Source organism: Paraburkholderia susongensis, from assembly GCF_900177725.1.
Classification (GTDB): Bacteria; Pseudomonadota; Gammaproteobacteria; order Burkholderiales; family Burkholderiaceae; genus Paraburkholderia; species Paraburkholderia susongensis.
Genome location: NZ_FXAT01000003.1, coordinates 828,857 through 852,728, shown reverse-complemented (window position 1 = coordinate 852,728; position 23,872 = coordinate 828,857). Strand labels below are relative to the sequence as shown.

Genomic DNA, 23,872 nt, shown 5'->3' with positions numbered 1-23,872 from the left:
CCGGTTGTCGAAAGACACCCCGCGAAACGCGGTGCATCACGAATTCTGCGGATCCTCGTCCGTCCTGACGGAACGCGAGGTCTGGCTCGTCGCCAGCCTTGCCGGCGCGACTTGCGCGGTGCGGCTGATCGCGTTCGATAGCGCTCCGGTGCTGCCCGGGTTCGAACGCACCGGTGCGCTCATCGCAAAAAAGGCGGCCGAGACCATGAGGAAAGTCTGGATGTTTCTAGTGTTCATGCGTACTCCTTTCTGACTGCCCTGCTGTCATGAAGCTCCACCGAATGCGAAGCGTTACAGACATTGCACGCAGGTCGCGGATTAGACAGTAATTTTCACTACGGTTCCGCGATTTTGTAGGTTTTACAGCTTGTTACAGGCGAAATCGCAATACAAGGGAATTGGAGGGCAAATGCATGGAAACTCCTCGCAACGTGCGGCGATCCGTCCCGAACGCGAGCTGCATCGCAGCAATTTTCGAGCCACTGCGGCGGGTTTTCACCAGTGCTACCATCGCTTAAAACCCGTCAATATGGCGGGCCCGGCCCCAGCATTCACAAGATGCCGGGGCCCAGAAAAGTTTTGGTGATCCCAAGCTGAGTGGAGGAGTACACATAATGAATGCCCCGCTAGACGCAGGTCAGCGAGCCTCGCTCGAAGCCGCGTTGTCTTCCGTCACGCTCGACGACAAATACACCCTCGAACGCGGCCGCGCGTACATGAGCGGCATCCAGGCGCTGGTGCGTCTGCCGATGCTGCAGCAGGAACGCGACCGCGCCGCCGGCCTCAACACCGCCGGCTTCATCTCCGGTTACCGCGGCTCGCCGCTCGGCGGACTCGATCTGTCGCTGTGGAAGGCCAAGCAGCACCTCGCCGCCCACCAGGTCGTGTTCCAGCCCGGCGTCAACGAAGATCTCGCCGCCACCGCCGTGTGGGGCTCGCAGCAGGTCAATCTGTATCCAAGCGCCAAATACGACGGCGTGTTCTCGATGTGGTACGGCAAGGGCCCCGGCGTCGACCGTTCCGGCGACGTGTTCAAGCACGGCAACTCGGCCGGCTCGTCGCGCCACGGCGGCGTCCTCGTGCTCGCCGGCGACGACCACGCGGCCAAATCCTCGACACTCGCGCACCAGTCCGAACACATCTTCAAGGCGTGCGGCCTGCCGGTGCTGTTTCCGTCGAACGTGCAGGAATATCTCGACTTCGGCCTGCACGGCTGGGCGATGAGCCGCTACTCGGGCCTGTGGGTCGCGATGAAGTGCGTGACCGACGTGGTCGAATCGTCGGCGTCGGTCGATATCGACCCGCACCGCACGAACATCATCCTGCCGGAAGACTTCCTGATGCCCGACGGCGGCCTGAACATCCGCTGGCCCGATCCGCCGCTCGTGCAGGAAGCGCGTCTGCTCGACTACAAGTGGTACGCCGGCCTCGCCTACGTGCGCGCGAACAAGCTCGACCGCGTCGAAATCGATTCGCCGCATGCGCGCTTCGGCATCATGACCGGCGGCAAGGCCTATCTCGACGTGCGCCAGGCGCTGACCGACCTCGGTCTCGACGACGAAACCTGCTCGCGCATCGGCATCCGCCTGTACAAGGTCGGCTGCGTGTGGCCGCTCGAAGCGCAAGGCGCGCAGGCCTTCGCGCGCGGCCTCGACGAAATTCTCGTGGTCGAGGAAAAGCGCCAGATCCTCGAATACGCGATCAAGGAAGAGCTGTACAACTGGCCCGACGCGCAGCGCCCGCGCGTGTTCGGCAAGTTCGACGAAAAGGACGGCGCGGGCGGCGAATGGTCGGTGCCGATGGGTAACTGGCTGCTGCCGGCGCATTACGAGCTCTCGCCCGCGATCATCGCGAAGGCGATCGCCACGCGGCTCGACAAGTTCGATCTGCCCTCGGACGTGCGCGCGCGCATCGCCGCGCGCATCGCGGTGATCGAGGCGAAGGAAAAGGCGCTTGCGCGCCCGCGCGTCGAAGTCGAGCGCAAGCCGTGGTTCTGCTCGGGCTGCCCGCACAACACGTCGACCAACGTGCCGGAAGGTTCGCGCGCGATGGCCGGCATCGGCTGCCATTACATGACGGTCTGGATGGACCGCAGCACCAGCACGTTCAGCCAGATGGGCGGCGAAGGCGTCGCGTGGATCGGCCAGGCGCCGTTCACGAACGACAAGCACGTGTTCGCCAATCTCGGCGACGGCACCTACTTTCACTCGGGGTTGCTCGCGATTCGCGCGGCGATCGCGTCGAAAGCGAACATCACCTACAAGCTGCTCTACAACGACGCGGTCGCGATGACGGGCGGCCAGCCGGTCGACGGCGTGCTGACCGTGCCGCAGATCACGCATCAGCTCGCTGCGGAGGGCGCGGCAAAAATCGTCATCGTCACCGACGAGCCGGAGAAGTACGCGGCGAACGTCGGCCTCGCGCCCGGCATCGACATTCATCATCGCGACCAGCTCGACGACGTGCAGCGCCAGTTGCGCGAAATTCCCGGCACCACGATCCTGATCTACGACCAGACCTGCGCAACCGAGAAGCGCCGCCGCAGAAAGCGCGGCGCCTATCCGGACCCGGCGCGGCGTGTCGTCATCAACGAGGCGGTCTGCGAAGGCTGCGGCGATTGCTCGGTGAAGTCGAACTGCCTGTCGGTCGAGCCGCTCGACACCGAGTACGGCACCAAGCGCCAGATCAATCAGTCGACCTGCAACAAGGACTTCTCGTGCGTGAACGGCTTCTGCCCGAGCTTCGTCTCCGTTGAGGGCGGTCAGTTGCGCAAGCCGAAGGCGGCCTCGGGCGCCGGCGCCGACGCGATGCCGCCGGTACCGGAGCCGGAACTACCGGCTATCGCGCGTCCGTACGGCGTGCTCGTGACGGGCGTTGGCGGCACGGGCGTCGTCACGATCGGCGCGCTGCTCGGCATGGCCGCGCATCTCGAGAACAAGGGCGTCACCGTGCTCGACGTGACCGGCCTCGCGCAGAAAGGCGGCGCCGTAATGAGCCACGTGCAGATCGCGAACCAGCCTGCCGACATCCACGCGACCCGCATCGCGATGGGCGAAGCGAGCCTCGTGATCGGCTGCGATGCGATCGTGACCGCGAGCGACGAATGCGTGTCGCGCATGCAGGCGGGCCACACGCGCGTCGTGCTGAATAGCGCACACACGCCGACTGCCGAACTCATCAAGAACCCGAACTGGCGCTTCCCCGGCAGCAGCACCGAAGCCGACGTGCGCGCCGCCGCCGGCGACGACCACGTCGCGACCGTCGATGCGAATCACTTCGCGGTCGCGCTGCTCGGCGACGCGATCTACACGAATCCGTTCGTGCTCGGTTACGCGTGGCAGCGCGGCTGGGTGCCGCTCACGTATCAGTCGCTGATTCGCGCGATCGAGCTGAACGACGTGCAGGTCGAGAAGAACCGCGCGGCCTTCGAGTGGGGCCGCCGCGCCGCGCACGATCTGGCCGAAGTGCGCAAGATCGCGCAAACACAGGGACGCGGCGAGGCGGCCGACAGCGCGAGCGGCAAGATCATCGCGCTGCATACGCCGAAGGCGCTCGACACGCTGATCGACAAGCGCGCCGACTACCTCACCGCGTGGCAGAACCGCTCGTATGCGCAGCGCTATCGCGCGCTGGTATCGCAGGTGCGGGCGGCCGAGGAAGCGCTCGATTCCGCCGACGGCCAGTTGCCGCTCACCGAAGCGGTCGCGAAGAATCTGCACAAGCTGATGGCGTACAAGGACGAGTACGAGGTCGCGCGTCTGTACAGCGACCCGGCGTTCATCGAAAAGCTGAACGCGACGTTCGAAGGCGACTGGAAGCTGCATCTTCATCTCGCGCCGCCGACGCTATCGAAGAAAGACGCGCAGGGCCATCTCATGAAGAAGAAGTACGGCCCGTGGATGTTCCGCGCGATGCACATGCTCGCGAAGTTCAAGTTCCTGCGCGGCACCGCGCTCGACGTATTCGGCAAGACCGAGGAGCGCCGCACCGAGCGCGCGCTGATCGGCGAATACGAGGCGCTCGTGCGTGAGCTGATCGGCGCGCTGACTGTGCAGAAGCGTGAGCTCGCGGTCGAACTCGCGAATCTGCCGGACGGCATCCGCGGTTATGGTCACGTGAAGGAGAACAACCTGAAGGGCGTGCGTATCAGGTGGAACGAATTGCTTGCGCGTTGGCGTTCGCCCAATGCTGGAAAAACGCAGCACGCGGCGTGATGAGCGCGTGGGGTGTTTGAGCCCGGTTTGAACGCGCAGCCGATTTGATGGATTGAATCGGCGCCGCGCCTGGCGAGCGGAGCTTTGCAATCAAGCTTTGGCCATTGGAAAAGGCGGCGGTCCTCACGGACCGCCGCCTTTTTTACGCCCACAAAAAACGCCACGGAACCGGAATTCCGTGGCGTTTTGCACAAGCCGCGGTCGGCGCGCACGCGTTACAGCAACCGCGCCCGCGTCAACCTTGCGCCATGCGCATTACTGCGGCACTACCTCGGCATCACTTTGCGTTCACCGGCTTGCGCGCGTTCGCCGAAGCCACCGCCGTCATATTGATGATCCGGCGCACGGTCGCGGCCGGCGTCAGGATATGCACGGGCTTCTTCGCGCCGAGCAGGAACGGCCCGACCGTCACGCCTTCGCCGCCGACCACCTTCAGCAGGTTGTACGCGATGTTCGCCGCTTCGACGTTCGGCATGATCAGCAGGTTCGCTTCGCCGGCGAGCGTCGTGCCCGGGAACGCAGCCTTGCGGATCGTCTCCGAGAGCGCCGCGTCGCCGTGCATTTCACCGTCGATTTCCAGCGACGGCGCACGCTCGGCGATCAGCTTGCGCGCCGCGGCCATGCGTTGCGACGACGACGACGGCGCGCTGCCGAAGTTCGAATTCGACAGCAGCGCGACCTTCGGCGTGATGCCGAACTTCTCGATTTCGCTCGCGGCGAGCATCGTCATGTCGGCGAGCTGCTCAGCGGTCGGGACTTCGTTCACGTACGTGTCGCAGATGAACAGGTTGCGGCCCGGCAGCATCAGCAGGTTCATCGCGGCGAAGTTCTGCACGTCGTCCGCCTTGCCGAGCACCTGGTCGATCAAGTCCAGGTGGGTGTGGTACTGGCCGATCATCCCGCAGATCATGCCGTCGGCTTCGCCGAGACGCACGAGGATCGCGCCGATCAGCGTGTTGAACTTGCGCATCGCGGCCTTCGCGACGTCGGGCGTCACGCCTTCGCGCGCGCCGAGTTCGTGATACGCCTGCCAGCACTTCTGATAACGCGGATCGTCTTCCGGATCGACGATCTCGAAGTCCTCGCCGCACTTCAGCTTCGAGCCCATCTTCTTCAGACGCATCTCGATCACCGACGGACGGCCGACCAGAATCGGCTTGGCGATCTTTTCGAGCAGCACGAATTGCGCGGCACGCAGCACGCGCTCGTCTTCGCCTTCCGCGAACACGATGCGAGCCGGCTCCGACTTCGCCGCCGCGAACACCGGACGCATCACCATGCCGGAGCGATACACGGTGGTGCTGAGTTCTTCGCGGTACGCGTCCATGTCCTTGATCGGACGGGTCGCGACGCCCGAATCCATCGCCGCCTGCGCGACGGCCGGCGCGATCTTGATGATGAGGCGCGGATCGAACGGCTTCGGAATCAGGTATTCCGGACCGAATTCGAGCGAGTGGCCCTCATAAGCCTTCGCGACTTCATCGCCCTGGTCGGTTTCCTCGGCCAGCTCGGCGATCGCGCGCACGCAGGCGAGCTTCATTTCTTCCGTGATCGTGGTCGCGCCGACGTCGAGCGCGCCGCGGAAGATGAACGGGAAGCACAGAACGTTGTTGACCTGGTTCGGGTAGTCCGAACGGCCCGTCGCGATGATGCAGTCCGGGCGCACCTTGCGCGCTTCTTCCGGGCGGATTTCCGGCTCGGGGTTCGCGAGCGCGAGAATCAGCGGCTGGGTGCCCATTTCGGCGACCATCTCCGGCTTGAGCACGCCGGCGCTCGAGCAGCCGAGGAACACGTCGGCGCCGCGGATCGCATCGGCGAGCGTGCGCGCGTCGGTATTGACCGCGTAGCGCTCCTTCGACGCATCGAGGTTGCCGCGGCCTTCGTAGATCACGCCCTTCGAGTCGGTGACGAGAATGTTCTTCTTCGACAGGCCGAGATTGACGAGCAGATCCAGACACGCGATGGCCGCCGCGCCCGCGCCCGAACAGACGAGCTTCACTTCGTCGAGCTTCTTGCCGACCACTTTCAGGCCGTTGAGGATCGCCGCCGACGCGATGATCGCGGTGCCGTGCTGATCGTCGTGGAAGACCGGAATCTTCATGCGCTCACGCAGCTTCTTCTCGATGTAGAAGCACTCGGGCGCCTTGATGTCTTCGAGGTTGATACCGCCCAGCGTCGGCTCGAGCATCGCGATCGCTTCGACGAGCTTGTCCGGATCGGACTCGGAGAGCTCGATGTCGAACACGTCGATGCCCGCGAACTTCTTGAAGAGACAGCCCTTGCCTTCCATCACCGGCTTCGCGGCGAGCGGGCCGATGTTGCCGAGGCCGAGCACCGCCGTGCCGTTCGTGATCACGCCGACCAGGTTGCCGCGCGACGTGTACTTCTGCGCGTCGAGCGGCGTGTCGTAGATCGCCATGCAGGCTGCCGCGACGCCCGGCGAATACGCGAGCGACAGGTCGAGCTGGTTCGACAGCGGCTTGGTGGGCGTCACCGAAATCTTGCCGGGTTTCGGATTCTGGTGATATGCGAGAGCGCTTTGCTTGAGTTGTTCGTCCATTTCTAGGCCTGCGAGACGTAAGTAATTGGGCCCGGCGCACCACAACGTCGGCGTCGCTTGCATCTGTCGGACGGATAGTCGACCGAGGCGGTTTTCGCACGCGCCGGTTGGGCGCAATGGCTTACCTCGACGAAGGACAGGACGATGCGGAGTGCTTCGCGGGTCGGTTAGTGTACACCCCGGATGCGTCGATGCACTGAGTGGTTAACAGGACTCACCATTAGCGAAACATGGGCTCGAAAATGCTGCGACGCCACATATACACAGTATTTCTTATGCCGCAGTGCCCATGCCTTGCTCAGGCCGTCAGCGCTCGTTCAGCGTTCGTTCGTCGCTGCTTCGCCGCTCATTCGAGTTCCACGCCGCGCCGCTCGGGAATCAGAAACAGCGTCGCGAAGATGTCGAGCAGATAGATCGACGCAAGCAGCGCAAGCGCGGCGCCGAACGAATAGCGCGCCGCCAGCGCGCCCACCACGACCGGTCCGAAACCGCCCACCGCGCGGCCCGCATTGAACAGCACGTTCTGCGCGGTAGCGCGCGCCTCGGTCGGATAAAGCTCGGAAATCAGCGCGCCGTAGCCGCCGATCATCCCGTTCACGAATACGCCCATTGCCGCGCCGCCGATCAGCAGCGCGACCGGCGTGGTGAGCTGCGCATACACGAAGACCATCACCACCGCACCCGCCTGATAGAACAGGAACGTCGGCTTGCGGCCGAAGCGGTCCGCGGCGATGCCGAACAGCCAGATGCCGGCCGCCATGCCGAGAATCGTCGCCGCGGTCCACAGTCCGGATTTAGTCAGCGAATAGCCGAAGGTCTTCGACAGATAGCTCGGCAGCCAGATCATCAGGCCGTAATACCCGAAGTTCTGCACCGAGCAGAGAATCGCGACACCGATGCTCGCGCGCGTCGTGCGGCCATCGGCGACCAGCAGTTTCAGCGGCAGCTTGCGCATGCCGCGCGCGACGCGCTCGTTGAAAAGCGCGGGCTCCTCGACGCGGCGGCGTACGAAAAACGATACGACCGCGGGCAGCAGTCCAAGCGCGAACATGCCGCGCCAGCCAATCACCGGCAGCAGCAACGGCGTCAGCAACGCGGCGGCGAGCACGCCGAGCTGCCAGCCGAGCCCGACATACGACGACACCCGCGCCCGCTGCGACGCCGGCCACGCTTCGGCCACGAGTGTCATGCCGATGCCGAACTCACCGCCCAGACCGATCCCGGCGATGGTCCGGTAGATCAGCAGATCCGTGTAGCCTTGCGCAAGCGCGCATAGACCGGTGAAGACGGCGAAGATCAAGATCGTCCACGTGAGCATGCGCACGCGTCCGAAATAGTCGCTCAGCACGCCGAAGATCACGCCGCCGGCGACCGCGCCGATCAGCGTCCATGTCACGAGCGCGCCCGCCTGTGCCGAGCTCAGATGCAGATCGACGGCGATCACCGGCAGCATGAAGCCGAGGATCAGCAGATCGAAGCCGTCCATCGCGTAGCCGAGCACCGAGGCAAGCAGCGCGCGGCCCGCATAGCCTTGTTTTGCTGTGGAGCGGGTGTCGGTTGCGGAGGCGGGAGGAGCGGCGTTCATTGAAAGCATTCCGTAGGTCAAAAGGCGGCCTGCGCGAGGCGGCGCCCGGGAAAGTCGCGTGAGTGTAAAGGCGGCCAGGGCTGGTCACAAGACGGCTTGCCCGACGTCGGGTAGCCGCGTGCGCCGGTCTCACTGATCTCGGCACCGCCGGGAAGGCCCCGCAACGCCCGTCCGGCGCGGCCGTCGGACATGCAGCCGGACATGCGAACGCCGCGCGCCGCGCACGACGCCCTCCTCGGAAAGACCCATTTCAGGTAAAATAGCCGCCCACGCGCGCAGCAAAAACCGGCCTGTACGTACTCACGCGGCACGCCACTCGCCGGACGCGTATTCCGCCCGATATGGCGCGGTCTACCTCGCTTGCTGCGCCACCGGGCCGCGCGCCCGCTTCTCCCCCGCTCACTCCGAAGGATCCGCCCATGACAGGCTTCGATCGCCAGACGATCTCCGACACGACCGCCAAAATGCTGCTCGAAGTGCAAGCAGTGCATTTCAACGCGGAGAAACCGTATATTTTCACGTCCGGCTGGGCGAGCCCGGTTTATATCGACTGCCGCAAGCTGATCTCGTATCCGCGCGTGCGCCGCGGTCTGATGGAAATGGCCGAGGCAACGATCCTGCGCGACGTCGGCTATGAGCAGATCGACGCGGTCGCCGGCGGCGAGACCGCCGGCATCCCGTTCGCGGCATGGCTCTCCGACCGCCTGATGGTGCCGATGCAATACGTGCGCAAAAAGCCGAAGGGTTTCGGCCGCAATGCGCAGATCGAAGGTCTGCTGACCGAAGGCCAACGCGTGCTGCTCGTCGAAGACCTGACCACGGACAGCCGCAGCAAGATCAACTTCATCAATGCGCTGCGCACCGCCGGCGCGACGGTGAACCACTGCTTCGTGCTGTTCCACTACAACATCTTCAAGGAAAGCGTCTCGGTGCTGAAAGACATCGACGTCGATCTGCACGCGCTCGCTACGTGGTGGGACGTGCTGCGCGTCGCGAAGGAAAACAGCTACTTCGACACGAAGACGATCGACGAAGTGGAAAAATTCCTGCACGCGCCGGCCGAATGGTCGGCAGCGCACGGTGGCGCCACCTCCGCGCCGCAATAAGCGCAGCCGGTTAATCCGCGATTGATGCGCAATGAATGAAAAAGCCGCCTGTCGAAAGACAGGCGGCTTTTCTTTGGTTCATCGCCGATTACTGGCAAAACCCTGCGCGAAGTCAGGACTCGTCGGCAATGTCGTCGGACACATGCGACGACAGATTCAGCAGGCCATTGCTCTGCGCATACTGGAACAGTTCGGAGTCACGATCGATACCGAGCTTGCGCATCGCCGTATTTTTCTGCGTGCTGATCGTCTTGATGCTGCGGCTCAGGAGCTCCGAAATTTCCTTGATCGTCATGCCGGAAACGAACAGACGCACGACCTCCAGTTCGCGCCTCGACAACATCACTTCAGCACGCTTGCCGCCGGAAGTTATTCGTAATGCATCAAGCGCCGCTTTTACTGACGGACTCGTGTAGGCGAGATTACGGCTGACATGCTGTACCGCGTGCCCAATATGACTCAGATCGTCCGATTTGTTGACGACCGCCGTCACGCCAAGTTCGCCGAGCCGTTTGAGCAGCGCGGCATTCTCGAGCATAGTGAGCACGACGATTCGCAGCGCCGGAAAATTGCGGCGTAAATAGCCGATCAGTTGCAGGCCATCGCCATATTGGCCGCCCGGCATGGCAAGATCGGTGACGAGCACGTCGCAGGCGATGGTTTGCAGAATCTTGACGAGTTCCGTTGATTGCCGCGCGCTCCCCACGACCTGCAGACCGGGAAACTTAAGCAGCGCGTGTTCCGCACCAAACAGAATGACCGGATGGTCATCCGCAAACACGACCCTGAGTGAACCTTGCATCGCGCCTCTTTCTACAGATAAACCGGTCTCCATAACTTCCAACACTCTTTCCATGCTGATTACTTCAACGGATAAAACGCAGTGAGGGTCGCGCGAGAATTGTCTGCACTATATCTGATTTCCCATCAGCCAATTCGGCAGACTGCGAACAATAATGCATCGCAGAGCTAATGTTAGTAGACTTGATTCGACCTTGGGGCACGATCAAGGACAACAACCATTGCGAGGACACACGCCTCGCGCCCTGACAGGAGAACCGGCACATGCGCGCGCGTTGCCTGGTTGTTTGGCTGGCTTCATCTTGGTGGCGTCAATCGCTCTTTATCTGCGTAACGCTCGGGCTCGCGCTGTGCGCGGCGCATAGCCCCCGCGCGCGCGCCGACGGAATATTCACGCTGACGAGCACAAGTGTCCGCGCGGGCGGCACCGTCCAGGCCGCGCAGGTTTTCGATCAGAACGACTGCAAAGGCGCGAACCGTTCGCCGCAATTGACGTGGCACAACGCGCCGGCCGGCACGCGCGGCTTCGCGGTCACGATGTTCGACGAGGATGCGCCCGGGCGCGGCTGGTGGCACTGGGCGGTCGCGGGCATTCCGGCCAGCGCCGACAGTCTGCCCGAGAACGCCAGTGCCTCCGGCTTCCTGAAGAAACTCGGCGCGGTCGAAGCGCGCAACGACTTCGACACCGACGGCTATGGCGGCCCATGTCCGCCGCCTGGCAAACCGCATCGCTATATCATCACCGTGTATGCGCTGAACTCGGCCGATCTGCGGCTCGCGCAAGGACGCCCCGCATTGATGTTCGATCATGAGATCGGCACGGCCGCGATCGGGAGCGCGCGGCTCGTCGTCAATTACGGACGTTAGATACCAGCGTCGCTCGGCGCGGCTGTTTCGCCTGTTCCGTTCGCATCCGTGAGCGAGACGATGCCGTCCGTCATGCCGCGCCCGCCAATCGCATGCTTCATTGCACACGCGTCATCGCGCATACATCGTCGCGCCGCAGCCTCTCGTCACTTCACCCGATCACTCTGCTGAAGGAGCACTGCATGTCGAAGATCGTCATCGTTTATCACAGTGGCTACGGCCACACGAAGAAAGTCGCGCAAGCCGTGCTCGCGGGCGCGCTCGAAGCCGGCGCGCAGGCGACGCTCATGCCGGTCGGCGAAATGGACGACGCCTCGTGGGACGAACTGGCCGCCGCCGACGCGCTGATCTTCGGCACGCCGACCTACATGGGCGGTCCGTCGGCCGACTTCAAGAAGTTCGCCGACGCGAGTTCGAAACCGTGGTTCAGCCAGGCGTGGAAGGACAAGATCGCGGCCGGCTTCACCAACTCGGCGACCATGAACGGCGACAAGTTCTCGACGATCCAGTACCTCGTCACGCTGGCGATGCAGCACGGCATGATCTGGGCGGGCACCGGCATGATGCCGTCGAACACCAGGGCGGCGACCCGCAACGATCTGAACTATGTCGGCGGCTTTACGGGGCTGCTCACGCAGTCGGCGGCCGACGCGTCGCCCGAGGAAGCGCCGCCCCCAGGCGATCTCGAAACGGCGCGGATATTCGGCGTGCGCATCGCGGACGTCACCGCACGCTGGATCGCGGCACGCGGATAGGAGCGAGCGGCTCGCATCCGCTACGCAACAGGTCACGCCGATGTCACTTTCCGCGCGCATCGTCGTTTTTTCGCGCTGCGCCGCACGTGCACGGCGATGAGGTCTTAAAATAGCGTTCTGGCGCGGCGTCGCGCCCCCGTTTTCCAGCGAGTGAGATAGAGATGAGCACGAAAGTTTTTGTCGACGGACAGGAAGGCACGACCGGCCTGAAGATTTTTGAATACCTGTCGCAGCGCGCCGATGTTGAAATCCTGCGTATCGAAGAAGCGAAGCGCAAGGACCTCGACGAGCGCCGCCGTCTCATCAATGCGTCGGACGTCACGTTCCTGTGCCTGCCCGACGTCGCCTCGCGCGAATCCGCTTCGCTCGTCGCGAACGACCACACCGTGCTGATCGACGCGAGCACCGCGTTCCGTACGTCGCCCGACTGGGCCTACGGCCTGCCCGAGCTGGCCCGCCCGCAGCGCGAACGTCTGCGCACGGCCAAACGCATCGCCGTGCCGGGCTGCCACGCGTCGGCCTTCGTGCTCGCTATGCGTCCGCTCGTCGAAGCCGGCGTCGTCGCGCCCGAGTTCGCGGCGCACGCCTATTCGATCACCGGCTACAGCGGCGGCGGCAAGAAGATGATTGCCGACTACGAAGCAGGCGGCAACGACAGACTCAAGAGCCCGCGCCCGTACGCGCTCGCTCTCACGCACAAGCATCTGCCGGAAATGGCCGCGCATACGGGCCTGAAGTCGGCGCCGGTCTTCACGCCGATCGTCGGCGATTTCTACAAGGGTCTCGCGGTCACCACGTACTTCTCGCCGAGCCAGCTTGCGAAGAAGGCCACGCCGCAGGATGTGCAGGCGCTCTTCGCCGAGTACTACGCGGGCGAAGCCTTCGTGCACGTCGCGCCGTTCAATGCCGAGGCGAATCTCGACGGCGGCTTCTTCGACGTGCAGGCGAACAACGACACCAATCGCGTCGACCTGTTCGTGTTCGGCAACGAGGAGCGCTTCGTGACCGTCGCGCGCCTGGACAACCTGGGCAAGGGCGCCTCGGGCGCGGCGATCCAGTGCATGAACCTCGCGATCGGCGCAGCCGAAGACAGCGGCCTGAAACGCTAAGCGAATCACCCCGCGGACGGTGACACGCCGTCAATCGTCCGCAATCCATCGAAAAGCCGGTCTTTACAGACCGGCTTTTCTTTTTTTAATACCAGCGAATTTTAATTCGCGCGAAAAGCCTGATTAGTAGTAGCCCGTATTACCAGAAATATAAAAATCGGATTGTTAATCGAAAACCGGTAATTCATTCCCGCAATCGACCCATGGAGCATAGTTTTCCGCATAGGGAAACTCCGGATTTTTTGCGAACGATCGTGCCAGGATCATAGAGCCTTTTTGCCGCAATGCTTGCCCCACAAGGGACTGCGGCAAAGCAACGATGCCGCGTCCGGCGCGAAAAATCCTTTTCTGTTTAAAAGGACCGCAAGTGTCCGTGCAGTGCGTGTGCGCTGAAATTCTTGCTGTTTGAATCGGCCTTTTTAGACGGCTCATTCAATTGACAGCCATTAAACGCACAGCAAAATTACTCCGCACAATTACATGAAGGGAGACAGCAGCATGTCGCATGCCATCACTCGCGGCCTGGCAATGGCTATTGCCACAGCGCCATTTCTTATTGCTTGCGGAGGCGGCAAGGCCGACGATCCGGCCCCCATCAACGCCCCGCAATGCTCGGGCTCGAGCTGCGGCACACAGGGTGCGCCGACGCCAAGCGCAAGCACGCCGACGCTGTGCCCCGACACCGCCGACATCGTCAAAAGCACCTACCTCGGTGGCGCGGGCAGCGGCGAAATCGTGCAGCTGAACATCGACGCGACAGCGATGACGTACACGCTCAAGTGGCTCGAGTCGCCGATTCCGCTCACGAGCGCAAGCGTCTCCGTGACACGCAAGGGCACGCAGATCACCGGCGCGGTGATTCATCCGCCCACCGGCACGCTGCCGACCGCCGAGCAGACGCGCTGCGCGTTCATTCTCGGCGCGGGCACCGGCACCGCGTCGGATGGCACGACCTACACGACGCCGGACTTCGTCAACAACCCGAACCCGCCGATGATCCTGATCGGCAAGGGCGTCGCGGGTGGCGGCATTCCCGGCGCGACGATCGAATACGCGGGCGTCAACCTGATTGTCACAACCCTCGGCGCGGTCAACAAGCGGCACTTCGACTTCTATCCGTTCCTCGGCTTCGCGAGCACGACCACCGACATCACGAAGCTGCCGGGCACCTACAACGCGCTGCTGTACCACCTCTCACCAACCGCGAACTACGAAACCATCGCGACGAATTCGATTGAAACGTTCGACGCGAGCGGCAACTGCACGTCGTCGAGTTCGACGGGTTGCCTCTCCACCGGCAAAGCGCTGACGCTCAACAGCAACGGCTACTTCGACAGCGCGAACCCGCCGCAGATCGTGCCGAGCACCGGCGCCACCACCAACCCGTTCCGCACCGGCAACTACGGCACCGCGCACATGATTCTCGGCCAGCTCAACGGCGCGACGATTCCGCTCGTGGTCCGCACCGGCTATGTCGACACGAGCAATCTGCTCGCCGCCAAAGTCGACGACGAATCCGGCATCGCGATGCTCGCCGCGGCGACGCCGCTCGCCTCGGGTGGTTTCGACGGCGGCTACGTCGGCGCGGATTCGAACTTCAAGTACACCGCGACGCTGGTCCAGGGCGCGGCCGCCACCTTCCTCAACCCGTCGACGTCCGCCGCGGAAGACTCGGTCGGTCTGAGCTATGGCGCGACGAGCCCCGGCCTCGTCAACGTGCAGGACTCGAACGGCAAAACGGGCCTCGCGATCGCATCGAGCGGACTGTACGCGATCGTGATCCAGGGCTCGGAAAACGGCGGCATCACGTCGACCTCGGCCAATCCGGATACGCCGAGCGCGCCGTACTTCGGCATCGGCGCGCAGATCAGCAAATAGCGGCCGGGCTGAAGGAAAACGGCGGCCGCAGACCCGGGCGCAATCGCCCGGCGGACCCGCGGCAGGCACGCGACATATCAGGCAGAACGTGGCCGGAATGATGGAGCCGGCCACATACAACGAGAACATCAGGGAGGCGGTATGAATTGGAGAATCATTTCGGTGCTCGCACTTTGCGCACCGTTGCTGGGGGCGTGCGGCGGCGGCGGAGGAGGGAGCGGCGACGGGCCCGTGACCGAAACCCGTCTGTGTCCTGCCGCGCTCGACTACAACACAGTCTTCACGGGCGGCGGCGGCGACGGCGAACTCGTCAAGCTGCAGCTCGATACGACGAAGATGACGTGGCAGATCAATTACGTCGAATCGCCGATTCCGGCCACCACCGGCACCGTCGTCCCGACGCGCGCGGGCCAGACCGTGAGCGGCACGCTGACTCAGGAAACCCAGCTGCCGACCAACAAGCTCAACCAGTGCGCGTTCCGTCTGAACGGCGCGAGTCTCGATGCCAGTCGTCCCGCGCGGATTTTCGTCGGCGAGGGCGTCGCGGGCGGCACGATCCCGGGCGCGGAAATCTCCTTTGGCGGCGTGCTCGGCGTAGGCGCGGTGCCCGACACGACGTTCCCGTACTACCCGTTCATCGGCTTCTCGTCGATCGAGACGAATCTCGCGAACGTGGCCGGCACCTACAACCAGGTCGGCTATCACCAGGTGCCGTCGCAGAACTTCGCGCCGGTCGCGGTCGATTCGAAGATCACGATCAACGCCGACGGCACGTGGACCGAGTGCGACAACACCGGCGTCCACGCCGGTACGTGCCAGCAGCCGGGGACCAACTTCGCGCCGTCGGCCGACAACAGCGGCGCATTCCAGACCAACAACTTCCTGGGCCAGGCGAAGCCGACGAGCGCAACGACGCCGGCAGCGCGCGGTTACATGATCGTCGGCAAGCTGCGCGGTCAAGTGGTGCCGATCCTCGTGCGCACGGGTGCGGCCAATCCGTCCGCAACCGTTCCGGTCAACGGCGCACTCGGCCCCTATGCCGATGACGAATCGGGCATCTCGATCCTGTCGCCGCAAACCGCGACGACGGTGAACGCGCAGAACGGCGAGTACATCGGCGTGGATAGCCAGTTCGACTATCGCACCACCGCGCTCGAAGGCACCGAGGCCACCCTGCTCGATCCGTTCAACGCATCGCAGGCTTCGCTCGCGACGGCGTTGAATCTGGACTTCGCGCAAACGGTGCCGGGCGTCGTGACGACCACGCATGTCGGCGCGTCCACGGGCACGACGCCGACCGGAAAGATGATCTTCACGGGCGGAGTGTTCGGCTACCTCGATATGACCAACGCCGCCTCACCGTATTTCACGATCGGCGCATTCGTCCAGTAATGGGCTCGGCCATGCAGCGCCGTCCTGTCTGGAGGCGCTGCATCCCGACTGCCGTGTCCGGCCGGGCATCGCGTAATGCGGCGGCCGGCGCTCCACGACCATCCATCGCAGCGGCCGGGCCGACGCCCGCCGCCGCCCGTCGCCACTCGTCGCAAACGTGAGGCCGCACGGGCGCCAGAGGAGAAACAAGATGAAAAAATTCGGTCTCGCGATACTGGCGACGCTGCTGTCGGCCAGCGCATATGCCCAGCAGGCCGGCGACAACGTCGTCGCGCTCGGCTGGTTCCACGTGATGCCGCAGGATTCGAGCACGCCGCTCACGACCCACGTCGCGCCCACGCCGATCAACACGCCGCTGCGTCTGCCGAACGCGTTCACGTCGGCGGGCACGGGGCTGTCGACCAACAGCGCCAACACGGTCGGCCTCGTGATCAGTCATTACCTGACCGACCACATCGCGGTGACGACGGTCGCGGGCGTGCCGCCGGTGTTCAAGATCTACGGGCACGGCACGATCAAGCCGCCGGGGCCGGCCGGCGCGCTCGGCCAGCAGGATCTCGGCGATCCGCAGGCCAATCCGATCGTGAAGAACGTGCGTCAGTGGAGCCCGGCGCTGCTGTTCCAGTACTACTTCAACGAACCGACCGCGAAGCTGCGGCCGTTCGTCGGCATCGGCGTGTCGTACAACTGGTTCTCCGATATCCAGCTCAGCAACGGTTTCGTGCAGTCGACGCAGAACAACCTCGGCGCCGTGCTCGCGGCCGGCGCGGGCAAGCCGGGGCAGACGCAGGTGTCGGCGAAGGCGTCGTCGTCGTGGGCGCCGGTGTTCAACGCGGGGCTCGCGTACAACATCACCAATCACTGGGGGCTCATCGCGTCGGTGACCTATATTCCGCTGAAGACGACGTCGTCGGTCATCATCAAGGCGGCGGACGGCACGGAGCTCGGGGTGTCGAAAGCGGATCTGAGCGCCAACCCGATCATTTCCTTCGTCGCGCTCTCATACAAGTTCTGAGTTCGGCGCCGGCACGACCCGGCGCCAGAAACGACAAAGCCGGCGCGCCCACACAAGGGGCCACCGGCTTTTTATGGTTCATCGAGGATGACGGGGAAACGCGACGCAGATTCGCTGCACCGGCAAATTCCGGGCAAAAAAAAAGCCCGCCTAAGTTGGCGGGCTGAATCCATATCAGAGGAGACATGGAGGAGACAAGACGTACTATAGCAAACCGCTTGGTGCGTCGCAACATGGAAATTAGGGTTGACCCTCTATGTTGCAAACATACAACAGCCGCATTCGCTGTGCCTTGCTTTTCTCCGCCAGCCCGCTGTGCTGTGCCCGGCCCTAATGGCGCACCAGCGCCATCATTGCGCCGAAACCGACGAACACGCCACCCGTCAGCCGGTTGAACATCCGCGCGACGTTGCGGCTCTTGAGTTTCGCGCCGATGCGCGTGCCGAACCCCGCGTACACGAGATACCAGCTCACCTCGATCGCCGCGAAAGTGGCGACGAGCACGCCGAACTGCGGCAGCTTCGGCTGCGCGGCATCGATGAATTGCGGCAACAGCGCGGCCGCGAACAGGATCGCCTTCGGATTGCTGCTCGCCACGAGAAAGCCGTTGCGAAACAGCGCGAAACGCGAGCGCGCGGGGGGTGCCGGGAGTTCGTCGAGGTTCTGCGCGGCGGTTTCGTCCGCTGGCGCGCGCCATGCCTTGATGCCCAGATAGACGAGATAGACCGCGCCGATCATGCGCAGCGCGTTGAACATGGCCGGCCACGCCGCGAGAAACACCCCGAGCCCCGCCGCCGATACCGCCAGCAGCAGCACGAGCGCCGAGAGGCAACCGGCCATGGTCGAACTGGCGCGGCGCAGGCCGTGCTGGGCGCCGTGCGTCATCACGAGCAGCATGTTCGGACCGGGAATCGCGGAAACGACGAAGACGGTGGCGACGAACAGCCACCAGGTATGCAGAGTCATCGGAATCGAGGTAATGGGGAATCGGGCGGCTATTATGCCCCGCCGCCCGCCGCTGCCGTACGCGGCTTTGGGAAAAACTGCGTGGGGGCGTCGGGGTGTTGAGGCGTTAAGCGTTAGCGGCCGGCGCGGCGCGCCGCAACCTGGCCCAGCACCGCGAAGTCCTTTTCTCCATCACCGTGTGCGACCGCTTCGATCAGGCTGTCGCGCACCACACTCGCGACCGGCATCGGCGTCGTCACGGCATCGGCGGCGGCGAGCGCGAGACGCACGTCCTTCAGGCCGAGCCGCGCCTTGAACAGCGCCGGTTCGAAACGCTGCTCGGCGATCAGCTTGCCGTAGCCCGAATACACCGGTCCCGGGAACAGCCCGCTCGTGATGACGTCGAGGAAATCCTGCATCGCGAGACCGTGCCCCGTCACGAGCGCAGCCGCTTCGCCGAGCGTCTCGACCGCCGCTCCGAGCATGAAATTCGCGGCGAGCTTCATCACGTTCGCCTGCTGCGGCAGCGAGCCGATGCGCCAGGTCTTCTGGCCGATCACGTCGAAAACCGGCTGAATCTGGTCGATCGATTCGGCCGGGCCGCCCGCGACGATCGTCAGCTTGCCGGCCGCCGCGACGTCGGGCCGTCCGAGCACCGGCGCGGCGACATAGTGAACGCCGCGCGACGCATGCGCGGTCGCCAGTTCCTCGGCGAGCGCGACCGAGATCGTCGCCATGTTCGCGTGGATCAGCCCGCGCGGCGCATGCTCGAGCAATGACGCGGTGATGACCTCGCGCAGCGCGTGATCGTCGGCGAGCATCGAGAACACGGCGTCGCCCGCAAACGCTTCGGCCGGCGTCGCGACCACTTGCGCGCCCAGTTCGGCAAGCGCCTGCGCCTTTTCCGGCGAGCGGTTCCACACGCGCACCTGGTGCCCGGCTTTCAGAATGTTTGCAACCATCGCGGCGCCCATCTCGCCGAGACCGATAAAACCGATGTCCATCTATCGCTCCGTCTTCTAAAGAACCCGCAGTAAAACACACTCATGCGACACGCGCAGGACAACGCCCAACATAACCGGTGCGATACTGCTTACATGGTCACCGCGACATTCCGCTTCTACGAGGAGTTGAACGATTTTCTCGCCCGGCCGCTGCGCCGGCACGAGTTCCCCTGCGTCTGCGCGCGCGGCGCGACGACGAAGCACATGATCGAAGTGCTTGGCGTGCCGCATACCGAGGTCGAGCTGATTCTCGTGAACGGCGAGTCGGCCGGTTTCGGTCACCTGCTCGCGGAGGGCGAGCGCGTCGCCGTTTATCCGAAGTTTGAAGCGCTCGACATCCAGCCGCTGCTGCGCGTGCGCGAACGGCCGCTGCGCGTGACGCGTTTCATCGCCGATGCCCACCTGGGCGGCCTCGCCCCGCTCCTGCGGCTGGCCGGCTTCGATACGCTCTACGACAACCACTATCCCGACGCCGATATCGAAGCGCTCGCCGCCGCGCAACAGCGCATTGTGCTAACCCGCGACCGCGAGCTATTGAAACGCCGCAACATCACGCATGGCTGCTATGTGCGCGCACTGCGGCCACGCGAGCAGTTGCGCGAAGTGTTCGAACGGCTCGATCTGGCGCGCAGCGCGCAGCCGTTCCGCCTGTGTCTGATGTGCAATGCGCCGCTGCGGCGCATCGCGAGAGAAGAAGTCGGCCAGCGCGCGCCGCACGGTGTGCTGCAGCGGCATAGCCGCTTCGTCACCTGCGACGTGTGCGGACGCGTCTTCTGGGAAGGCACGCACTGGCAAAAGATGCGCGCGCTGATCGACAGTGTTGCGGCCGGGGCGCCGGAGCGCGCGGGCTGACGGCGCGCTGCGTACAATGCGGGATTACCTATCTCGCAGAGACCTTCAAATATGGCGATGAAAAAAACCGACCTTGAAAAGAACAAGGCGCTGAAACTGAACAACGCAATGAAGCAGGCGGGTGCGGGCCGTCCCGGCAAAGGTGCCGCGGCCGAGCCGAAAATCCACCGGCGCGAGCAGCGCAAGCTCGATCAGGCGCAGGGTCTCGTCCCCTTCGCATGCAAGCTGAACAACGAACTCGTGGAAGAACTGAAAACGCGCGCCGCCGCTCACCCGGATGGCATGAACGGCCTGCTGGACGAAGTCATCAGGCGCGGCCTCGCGGGCTGATTTTCCGCGCGCCTGCGCGCAAAGCTCGCGCAGAAGTCGAAAACCAGGCAGGAATCTTCCGCGCATGCAAAAAGGCCAGAGCACAAGCTCTGGCCTTTTTGCTGGCAACGCTTCGCCGCGCCCGGCTGCAATGACCGGCTGGCGGTGCAATGCAGTGGAACCGGCGTGCCCGATGAACGGGCAGCAGCTTAGTTCGTCGTACCCTTGTCGTTCGTGCCAGCTGCCGAAGCTGCCGCAGCAACCGGAGCACGCTTGCCGTGGGTCTTCAGCTTCTTGATGTGATGCTTCTTCGGTGCGCTGGCGGCAGCTGCCGGCGCAGCGGCTGCGTCCGATGCCTGTGCGAATGCCTGAACGGAAACCAGCGCGATCGAAGCGGCTGCGAGCGAGATGATGACTTTTTTCATGTGTTGTTCCCCAAACCAGACGACTGAGTCAAATGTGAAATGAAGATACCTGTACGGTAGAGCAGACAGGGCTTCACGGCGCCTCCTGCTCCCCGCGGGAGAGTATTACCCAAGCGTAGGCGGTTTGTCATGCCCAAAACTCGATATGTATTTTCTGAGAGACAGACAGCTTTCGACACGCTTTCAATCATTAGGAATACCGCACCAGTGACCCTGCTGCGTCGTTCGCCGCAAGCTAGCCGATTGCGCCAAAACCCGGCTCAAACGAGATTGCGCAGCAGGCTGGCAGTTTCCTGCAGCGTCGGCAGAACGCGGTGCAGCGCGGCGTTTGCCGACTCCTGGCCGATCGGCATGCTCACGCTGATCGCCGCGACCACAGCGCCGTGCCGGTCGCGCAGCGGCACGGCAATACCGCGCACACCCACCTCGAGTTGCTGATCGGTGACCACGTAGCCATTGCGGCGAATTTCGCCGAGCACTTCGCGCAGCCGTTCGATAGTCGAGTAGGTGTGCGGCGTGAAGACCTTGATCGGATAGGACGCGAGCCACTGGTCGATGCTCTCGGGCGCCTGAAACGCGAGCAGCACGAGCCCCGCCGATGACAACGGCGCCGGCGCGCGCGAGCCGGTCACGAAACCGACCGCCATCGCACGATTGACACCGTTGCGCGCCACGTACACGACGTCGTGTTCGTCGAGGATCGCGACCAGCGCGGTTTCCTGCACGGTTGCGGTGATGCGCTGCAGAAACGGCTGCACGGTGCGCGGCAAGCGCGCCGAATCGAGGTACGACTGGCCGAGCCGCAACACGCGCGGCGCGAGCCAGAACAGCTTGCCGTCGGTATCGACGTAGCCGAGTTCGCGCAGCGTCAGCAGATAGCGGCGCGCCGCCGTGCGCGACAGACCGGCGCGAGCGGCGACCATCGTCGGCGTCATGCGCGCGTGCTCTTCGTCGAATGCTTCGATGATCGCGAGCGCTTTCGCGGCGCCCGCGATCCAGTCCTTGTCGTCCATGATGTTTGCCCGTGGCAAAGCGGGGCCGGCGATCGGCCCTGTAGGTGGCCTCGTAATTGGCCCGATAATTGGCCAGATAATTAGCCCGGTTTGGCCCAGCAGTTGGCCCGATAGTTGGCCTCCGGCGGGGTTCGCGCGGCCGTTGCGCGATTATCGCGCGACTCGCGCCGCTTGCCTGTCCGGTCACGGGATGCTCGCGTATCATGTGGGCCATTCGTAAGCGGCTGGGCACCGTACGCTGCACCTGGGCCACAGCGCGCATCGATAAACCGCGAGCGCCATCGCATGCGGATGCCGCCCCCGCCGGCACGATCCACACCAGAAATCAGAAAAACCTTTGAATCCCGATACCCGCCAACACCTACGCGCCAACGTGCTGATGCTGATCGCCGCGATGATCTGGGGCTCCGCGTTCGTCGCGCAGCGACTGAGCCTCGATGCGATCGGCCCGTTTATGTTTACCGGCTTGCGCTTCCTGCTCGGCGCACTCGTCGTGCTGACGATGATCGTCTGCGTGCGCCGCTCCGCGCTCGCCGAACTGACCCGGCGCGAACCGGGCGGCGCCCGTGAACTGCTCGGCGCCGGCGCGCTGCTCGGCATCGTGCTGGCCGTGTCGATTTCGTTGCAGCAAATCGGCTTGCAATACACGAAGGTCGCGAATGCCGGCTTCATCAGCTCGCTCTATGTCGTGATCGTGCCGCTGCTCGGCGTGCTGTTCCGGCACAGGACGAACCTCGGCACATGGCTCGGCGCGGTGCTGGCCGCCGTCGGCATGTATTTTCTGAGCGTCGACGAACATTTCTCGATGTTGTACGGCGACTGGTATCAGCTTGCGGGCGCCCTCGTGATTGCCGTGCAGATGATGCTCGTCGGGCGCTTCGCCGCGCGCCACGACACGCTGATGCTCGCGCTCGTGCAGTTCGTGATCTGCGGGCTGGTGTGTCTCGTGGTTGGACTTGCCGTCGAGCCGGTGAGCGTTGCGATGATCGCGCGCGCAGCGCCGACGATTGCGTACGGTGGGGCGCTGTCGGTTGGCATCGCGTATACGATTCAGGTGGTCGCGCAAAAGTATGCGGCGCCATCGCACGCGGCGGTGATTTTCAGCATGGAAGGCGTGTTCGCGGCGTTCGCCGGCTGGCTGGTGCTGGGCGAGACGCTGACGGCTCGCGCGCTGTTCGGTTGCGCGCTGATGCTGGCGGGGTTGATCGTGTGCCAGGTGCTGCCGGGCTGGCGACGCAGCCGTGAGCGTCTGCCCCATGCGTTGTGAGTGGCGCGCCAGGCGACTTTAGTCGCGCTAGTGCACGCCCCGTCACGCGGCGCGCGGATGCGCGAACAGGCTCGGTGTATCGGCGGTAGGCGGAAACACGCACCAGCAGCCGTCGTCGTGACGAAAGAAGAACAACCCCCGCCCGCCCTCTTCCGATGACGTCTCCACTCGCACATAACGCCGGCCACCCACCCGCGTGCGGCTGAATTCCGTGACGTAAACCGGCAAGGAAGGCGACGGCGCGAGCCATTTCTCGACCAGAAACCGCAACGACTGTTCGCTCGCGGCTCTCACGATCCGCTCCGGATCGGCTTGTCCTGGTGCGCGTCGCGCGTGGACTCGGAACTATCGTCGCCGGCTGCATCTTCGTCAGCCTCGGCGGCGGCAAGCGCCATCGTCCGATTGGTCGCGGCCGCCCTTAAGGTACTGCAATGGGCCGCATGCCGAAGGTCCGAGAGAAGACGGACTAGCTGTCGTGCTGATCTGCGTTTCATACATCCCCCCGCACTGCACCAGGAACCTCAGAAAACACTTTAACTCTATGCCCGGATTGCTAGGTGCCCAAACGTTTTTGACTAAATAGCAACAGTTGCGCTTGCAAAAAGAAAACGCGCAATCTTCGTGCCGTGGCTCTAATGTGCGCGTCCGCTGTGTGAGAGTCTGTGCGTTGGCGAGCGCTTCGCGTCACGCGAAGGTCTGTGGAGAAGCGTTTCGGGGAGCCGGGTTATCCACACCGGCCTATGAATAACTTCGGGATAGCGCATAGAACAGCGTG

At 64.0% G+C, this 23,872-nt stretch carries 20 protein-coding genes; 11 read left to right on the top strand and 9 right to left on the bottom strand.

The features are described from left to right. Nucleotides 1-36: 36 nt before the first annotated feature. The gene (locus tag B9Z01_RS12885; protein WP_085483441.1) at nt 37-237 is read right to left on the bottom strand and encodes a hypothetical protein; all 201 of its coding nucleotides are present in this window, start codon (nt 235-237) and stop codon (nt 37-39) included. A 377-nt stretch (nt 238-614) separates the two neighbouring features. Between B9Z01_RS12885 and B9Z01_RS12880 the strand changes: the two genes are divergently transcribed. Beyond that, entirely contained in the window at nt 615-4,214 is a 3,600-nt protein-coding gene (locus tag B9Z01_RS12880) for an indolepyruvate ferredoxin oxidoreductase family protein (RefSeq protein ID WP_085483439.1), read from the top strand. Nucleotides 4,215-4,491: 277 nt separating this feature from the next. Here B9Z01_RS12880 and B9Z01_RS12875 read toward each other — a convergent pair whose 3' ends face one another. Both B9Z01_RS12875 and B9Z01_RS12870 read right to left on the bottom strand, forming a co-directional pair. Next, entirely contained in the window at nt 4,492-6,774 is a 2,283-nt protein-coding gene (locus B9Z01_RS12875; RefSeq protein WP_085483437.1) for an NADP-dependent malic enzyme, read from the bottom strand. 346 nt (nt 6,775-7,120) lie between these two features. After that, a complete protein-coding gene (locus B9Z01_RS12870; RefSeq protein WP_085483435.1) occupies nt 7,121-8,359 on the bottom strand; it encodes an MFS transporter in 1,239 nt (412 codons plus the stop codon). 419 nt (nt 8,360-8,778) lie between these two features. Here B9Z01_RS12870 and B9Z01_RS12860 point away from each other — a divergent pair, with 419 nt between their 5' ends. Further along, nucleotides 8,779-9,465 carry an orotate phosphoribosyltransferase gene (locus B9Z01_RS12860; protein ID WP_085483433.1) on the top strand — a complete coding sequence of 229 codons (687 nt, stop codon included), beginning with the start codon at nt 8,779-8,781 and terminating at the stop codon, nt 9,463-9,465. Nucleotides 9,466-9,577: 112 nt separating this feature from the next. Here the strand turns inward: B9Z01_RS12860 and B9Z01_RS12855 are convergent, their stop codons facing one another. Continuing rightward, nucleotides 9,578-10,267, bottom strand: a complete 690-nt coding sequence (locus B9Z01_RS12855) for a response regulator (RefSeq protein ID WP_085483431.1) — start codon at nt 10,265-10,267, stop codon at nt 9,578-9,580. A gap of 263 nt (nt 10,268-10,530) precedes the next feature. Between B9Z01_RS12855 and B9Z01_RS12850 the strand changes: the two genes are divergently transcribed. The 6 genes from B9Z01_RS12850 to B9Z01_RS12825 all read left to right on the top strand — a co-directional run bounded on the left by B9Z01_RS12850 (nt 10,531) and on the right by B9Z01_RS12825 (nt 17,282). After that, entirely contained in the window at nt 10,531-11,133 is a 603-nt protein-coding gene (locus B9Z01_RS12850; protein ID WP_085483430.1) for a YbhB/YbcL family Raf kinase inhibitor-like protein, read from the top strand. 182 nt (nt 11,134-11,315) lie between these two features. Next, a complete protein-coding gene (locus B9Z01_RS12845) occupies nt 11,316-11,888 on the top strand; it encodes a flavodoxin family protein (protein WP_085483428.1) in 573 nt (190 codons plus the stop codon). A 161-nt stretch (nt 11,889-12,049) separates the two neighbouring features. Further along, the gene (argC, locus tag B9Z01_RS12840; RefSeq protein WP_085483426.1) at nt 12,050-12,997 is read left to right on the top strand and encodes an N-acetyl-gamma-glutamyl-phosphate reductase; all 948 of its coding nucleotides are present in this window, start codon (nt 12,050-12,052) and stop codon (nt 12,995-12,997) included. A 498-nt stretch (nt 12,998-13,495) separates the two neighbouring features. Beyond that, nucleotides 13,496-14,875, top strand: a complete 1,380-nt coding sequence (locus tag B9Z01_RS12835; protein ID WP_085483424.1) for a DUF2957 domain-containing protein — start codon at nt 13,496-13,498, stop codon at nt 14,873-14,875. A gap of 141 nt (nt 14,876-15,016) precedes the next feature. After that, a complete protein-coding gene (locus B9Z01_RS12830; protein WP_085483422.1) occupies nt 15,017-16,267 on the top strand; it encodes a DUF2957 domain-containing protein in 1,251 nt (416 codons plus the stop codon). A gap of 190 nt (nt 16,268-16,457) precedes the next feature. Further along, nucleotides 16,458-17,282 carry an OmpW/AlkL family protein gene (locus B9Z01_RS12825; RefSeq protein ID WP_085483420.1) on the top strand — a complete coding sequence of 275 codons (825 nt, stop codon included), beginning with the start codon at nt 16,458-16,460 and terminating at the stop codon, nt 17,280-17,282. A gap of 330 nt (nt 17,283-17,612) precedes the next feature. Here the strand turns inward: B9Z01_RS12825 and B9Z01_RS12820 are convergent, their stop codons facing one another. Both B9Z01_RS12820 and B9Z01_RS12815 read right to left on the bottom strand, forming a co-directional pair. Then, nucleotides 17,613-18,248 (bottom strand): LysE family translocator, encoded by a 636-nt coding sequence (locus B9Z01_RS12820; protein WP_085483418.1) that lies wholly within the window; start codon nt 18,246-18,248, stop codon nt 17,613-17,615. 113 nt (nt 18,249-18,361) lie between these two features. Next, complete coding sequence (locus B9Z01_RS12815) at nt 18,362-19,231, bottom strand: NAD(P)-dependent oxidoreductase (protein WP_085483416.1); 870 nt, start codon at nt 19,229-19,231, stop codon at nt 18,362-18,364. A 93-nt stretch (nt 19,232-19,324) separates the two neighbouring features. Between B9Z01_RS12815 and B9Z01_RS12810 the strand changes: the two genes are divergently transcribed. Next, nucleotides 19,325-20,083 (top strand): Mut7-C RNAse domain-containing protein, encoded by a 759-nt coding sequence (locus B9Z01_RS12810; RefSeq protein ID WP_085483414.1) that lies wholly within the window; start codon nt 19,325-19,327, stop codon nt 20,081-20,083. Between the two features lie 51 nt (nt 20,084-20,134). Beyond that, nucleotides 20,135-20,413 carry a hypothetical protein gene (locus tag B9Z01_RS12805; protein ID WP_085483412.1) on the top strand — a complete coding sequence of 93 codons (279 nt, stop codon included), beginning with the start codon at nt 20,135-20,137 and terminating at the stop codon, nt 20,411-20,413. A gap of 188 nt (nt 20,414-20,601) precedes the next feature. Here the strand turns inward: B9Z01_RS12805 and B9Z01_RS12800 are convergent, their stop codons facing one another. Further along, nucleotides 20,602-20,817: a hypothetical protein gene (locus B9Z01_RS12800; RefSeq protein ID WP_085483410.1), complete on the bottom strand. Its 216-nt coding sequence runs from the start codon at nt 20,815-20,817 to the stop codon at nt 20,602-20,604. 260 nt (nt 20,818-21,077) lie between these two features. After that, nucleotides 21,078-21,830, bottom strand: a complete 753-nt coding sequence (locus tag B9Z01_RS12795; RefSeq protein ID WP_085483408.1) for an IclR family transcriptional regulator domain-containing protein — start codon at nt 21,828-21,830, stop codon at nt 21,078-21,080. A gap of 337 nt (nt 21,831-22,167) precedes the next feature. Between B9Z01_RS12795 and B9Z01_RS12790 the strand changes: the two genes are divergently transcribed. Continuing rightward, nucleotides 22,168-23,097: a DMT family transporter gene (locus B9Z01_RS12790; RefSeq protein WP_085483406.1), complete on the top strand. Its 930-nt coding sequence runs from the start codon at nt 22,168-22,170 to the stop codon at nt 23,095-23,097. Between the two features lie 42 nt (nt 23,098-23,139). On the opposite strand, the gene B9Z01_RS12785 is transcribed toward B9Z01_RS12790, so the two are convergent. Continuing rightward, nucleotides 23,140-23,391: a hypothetical protein gene (locus B9Z01_RS12785; RefSeq protein ID WP_085483405.1), complete on the bottom strand. Its 252-nt coding sequence runs from the start codon at nt 23,389-23,391 to the stop codon at nt 23,140-23,142. Nucleotides 23,392-23,872 lie beyond the last annotated feature (481 nt).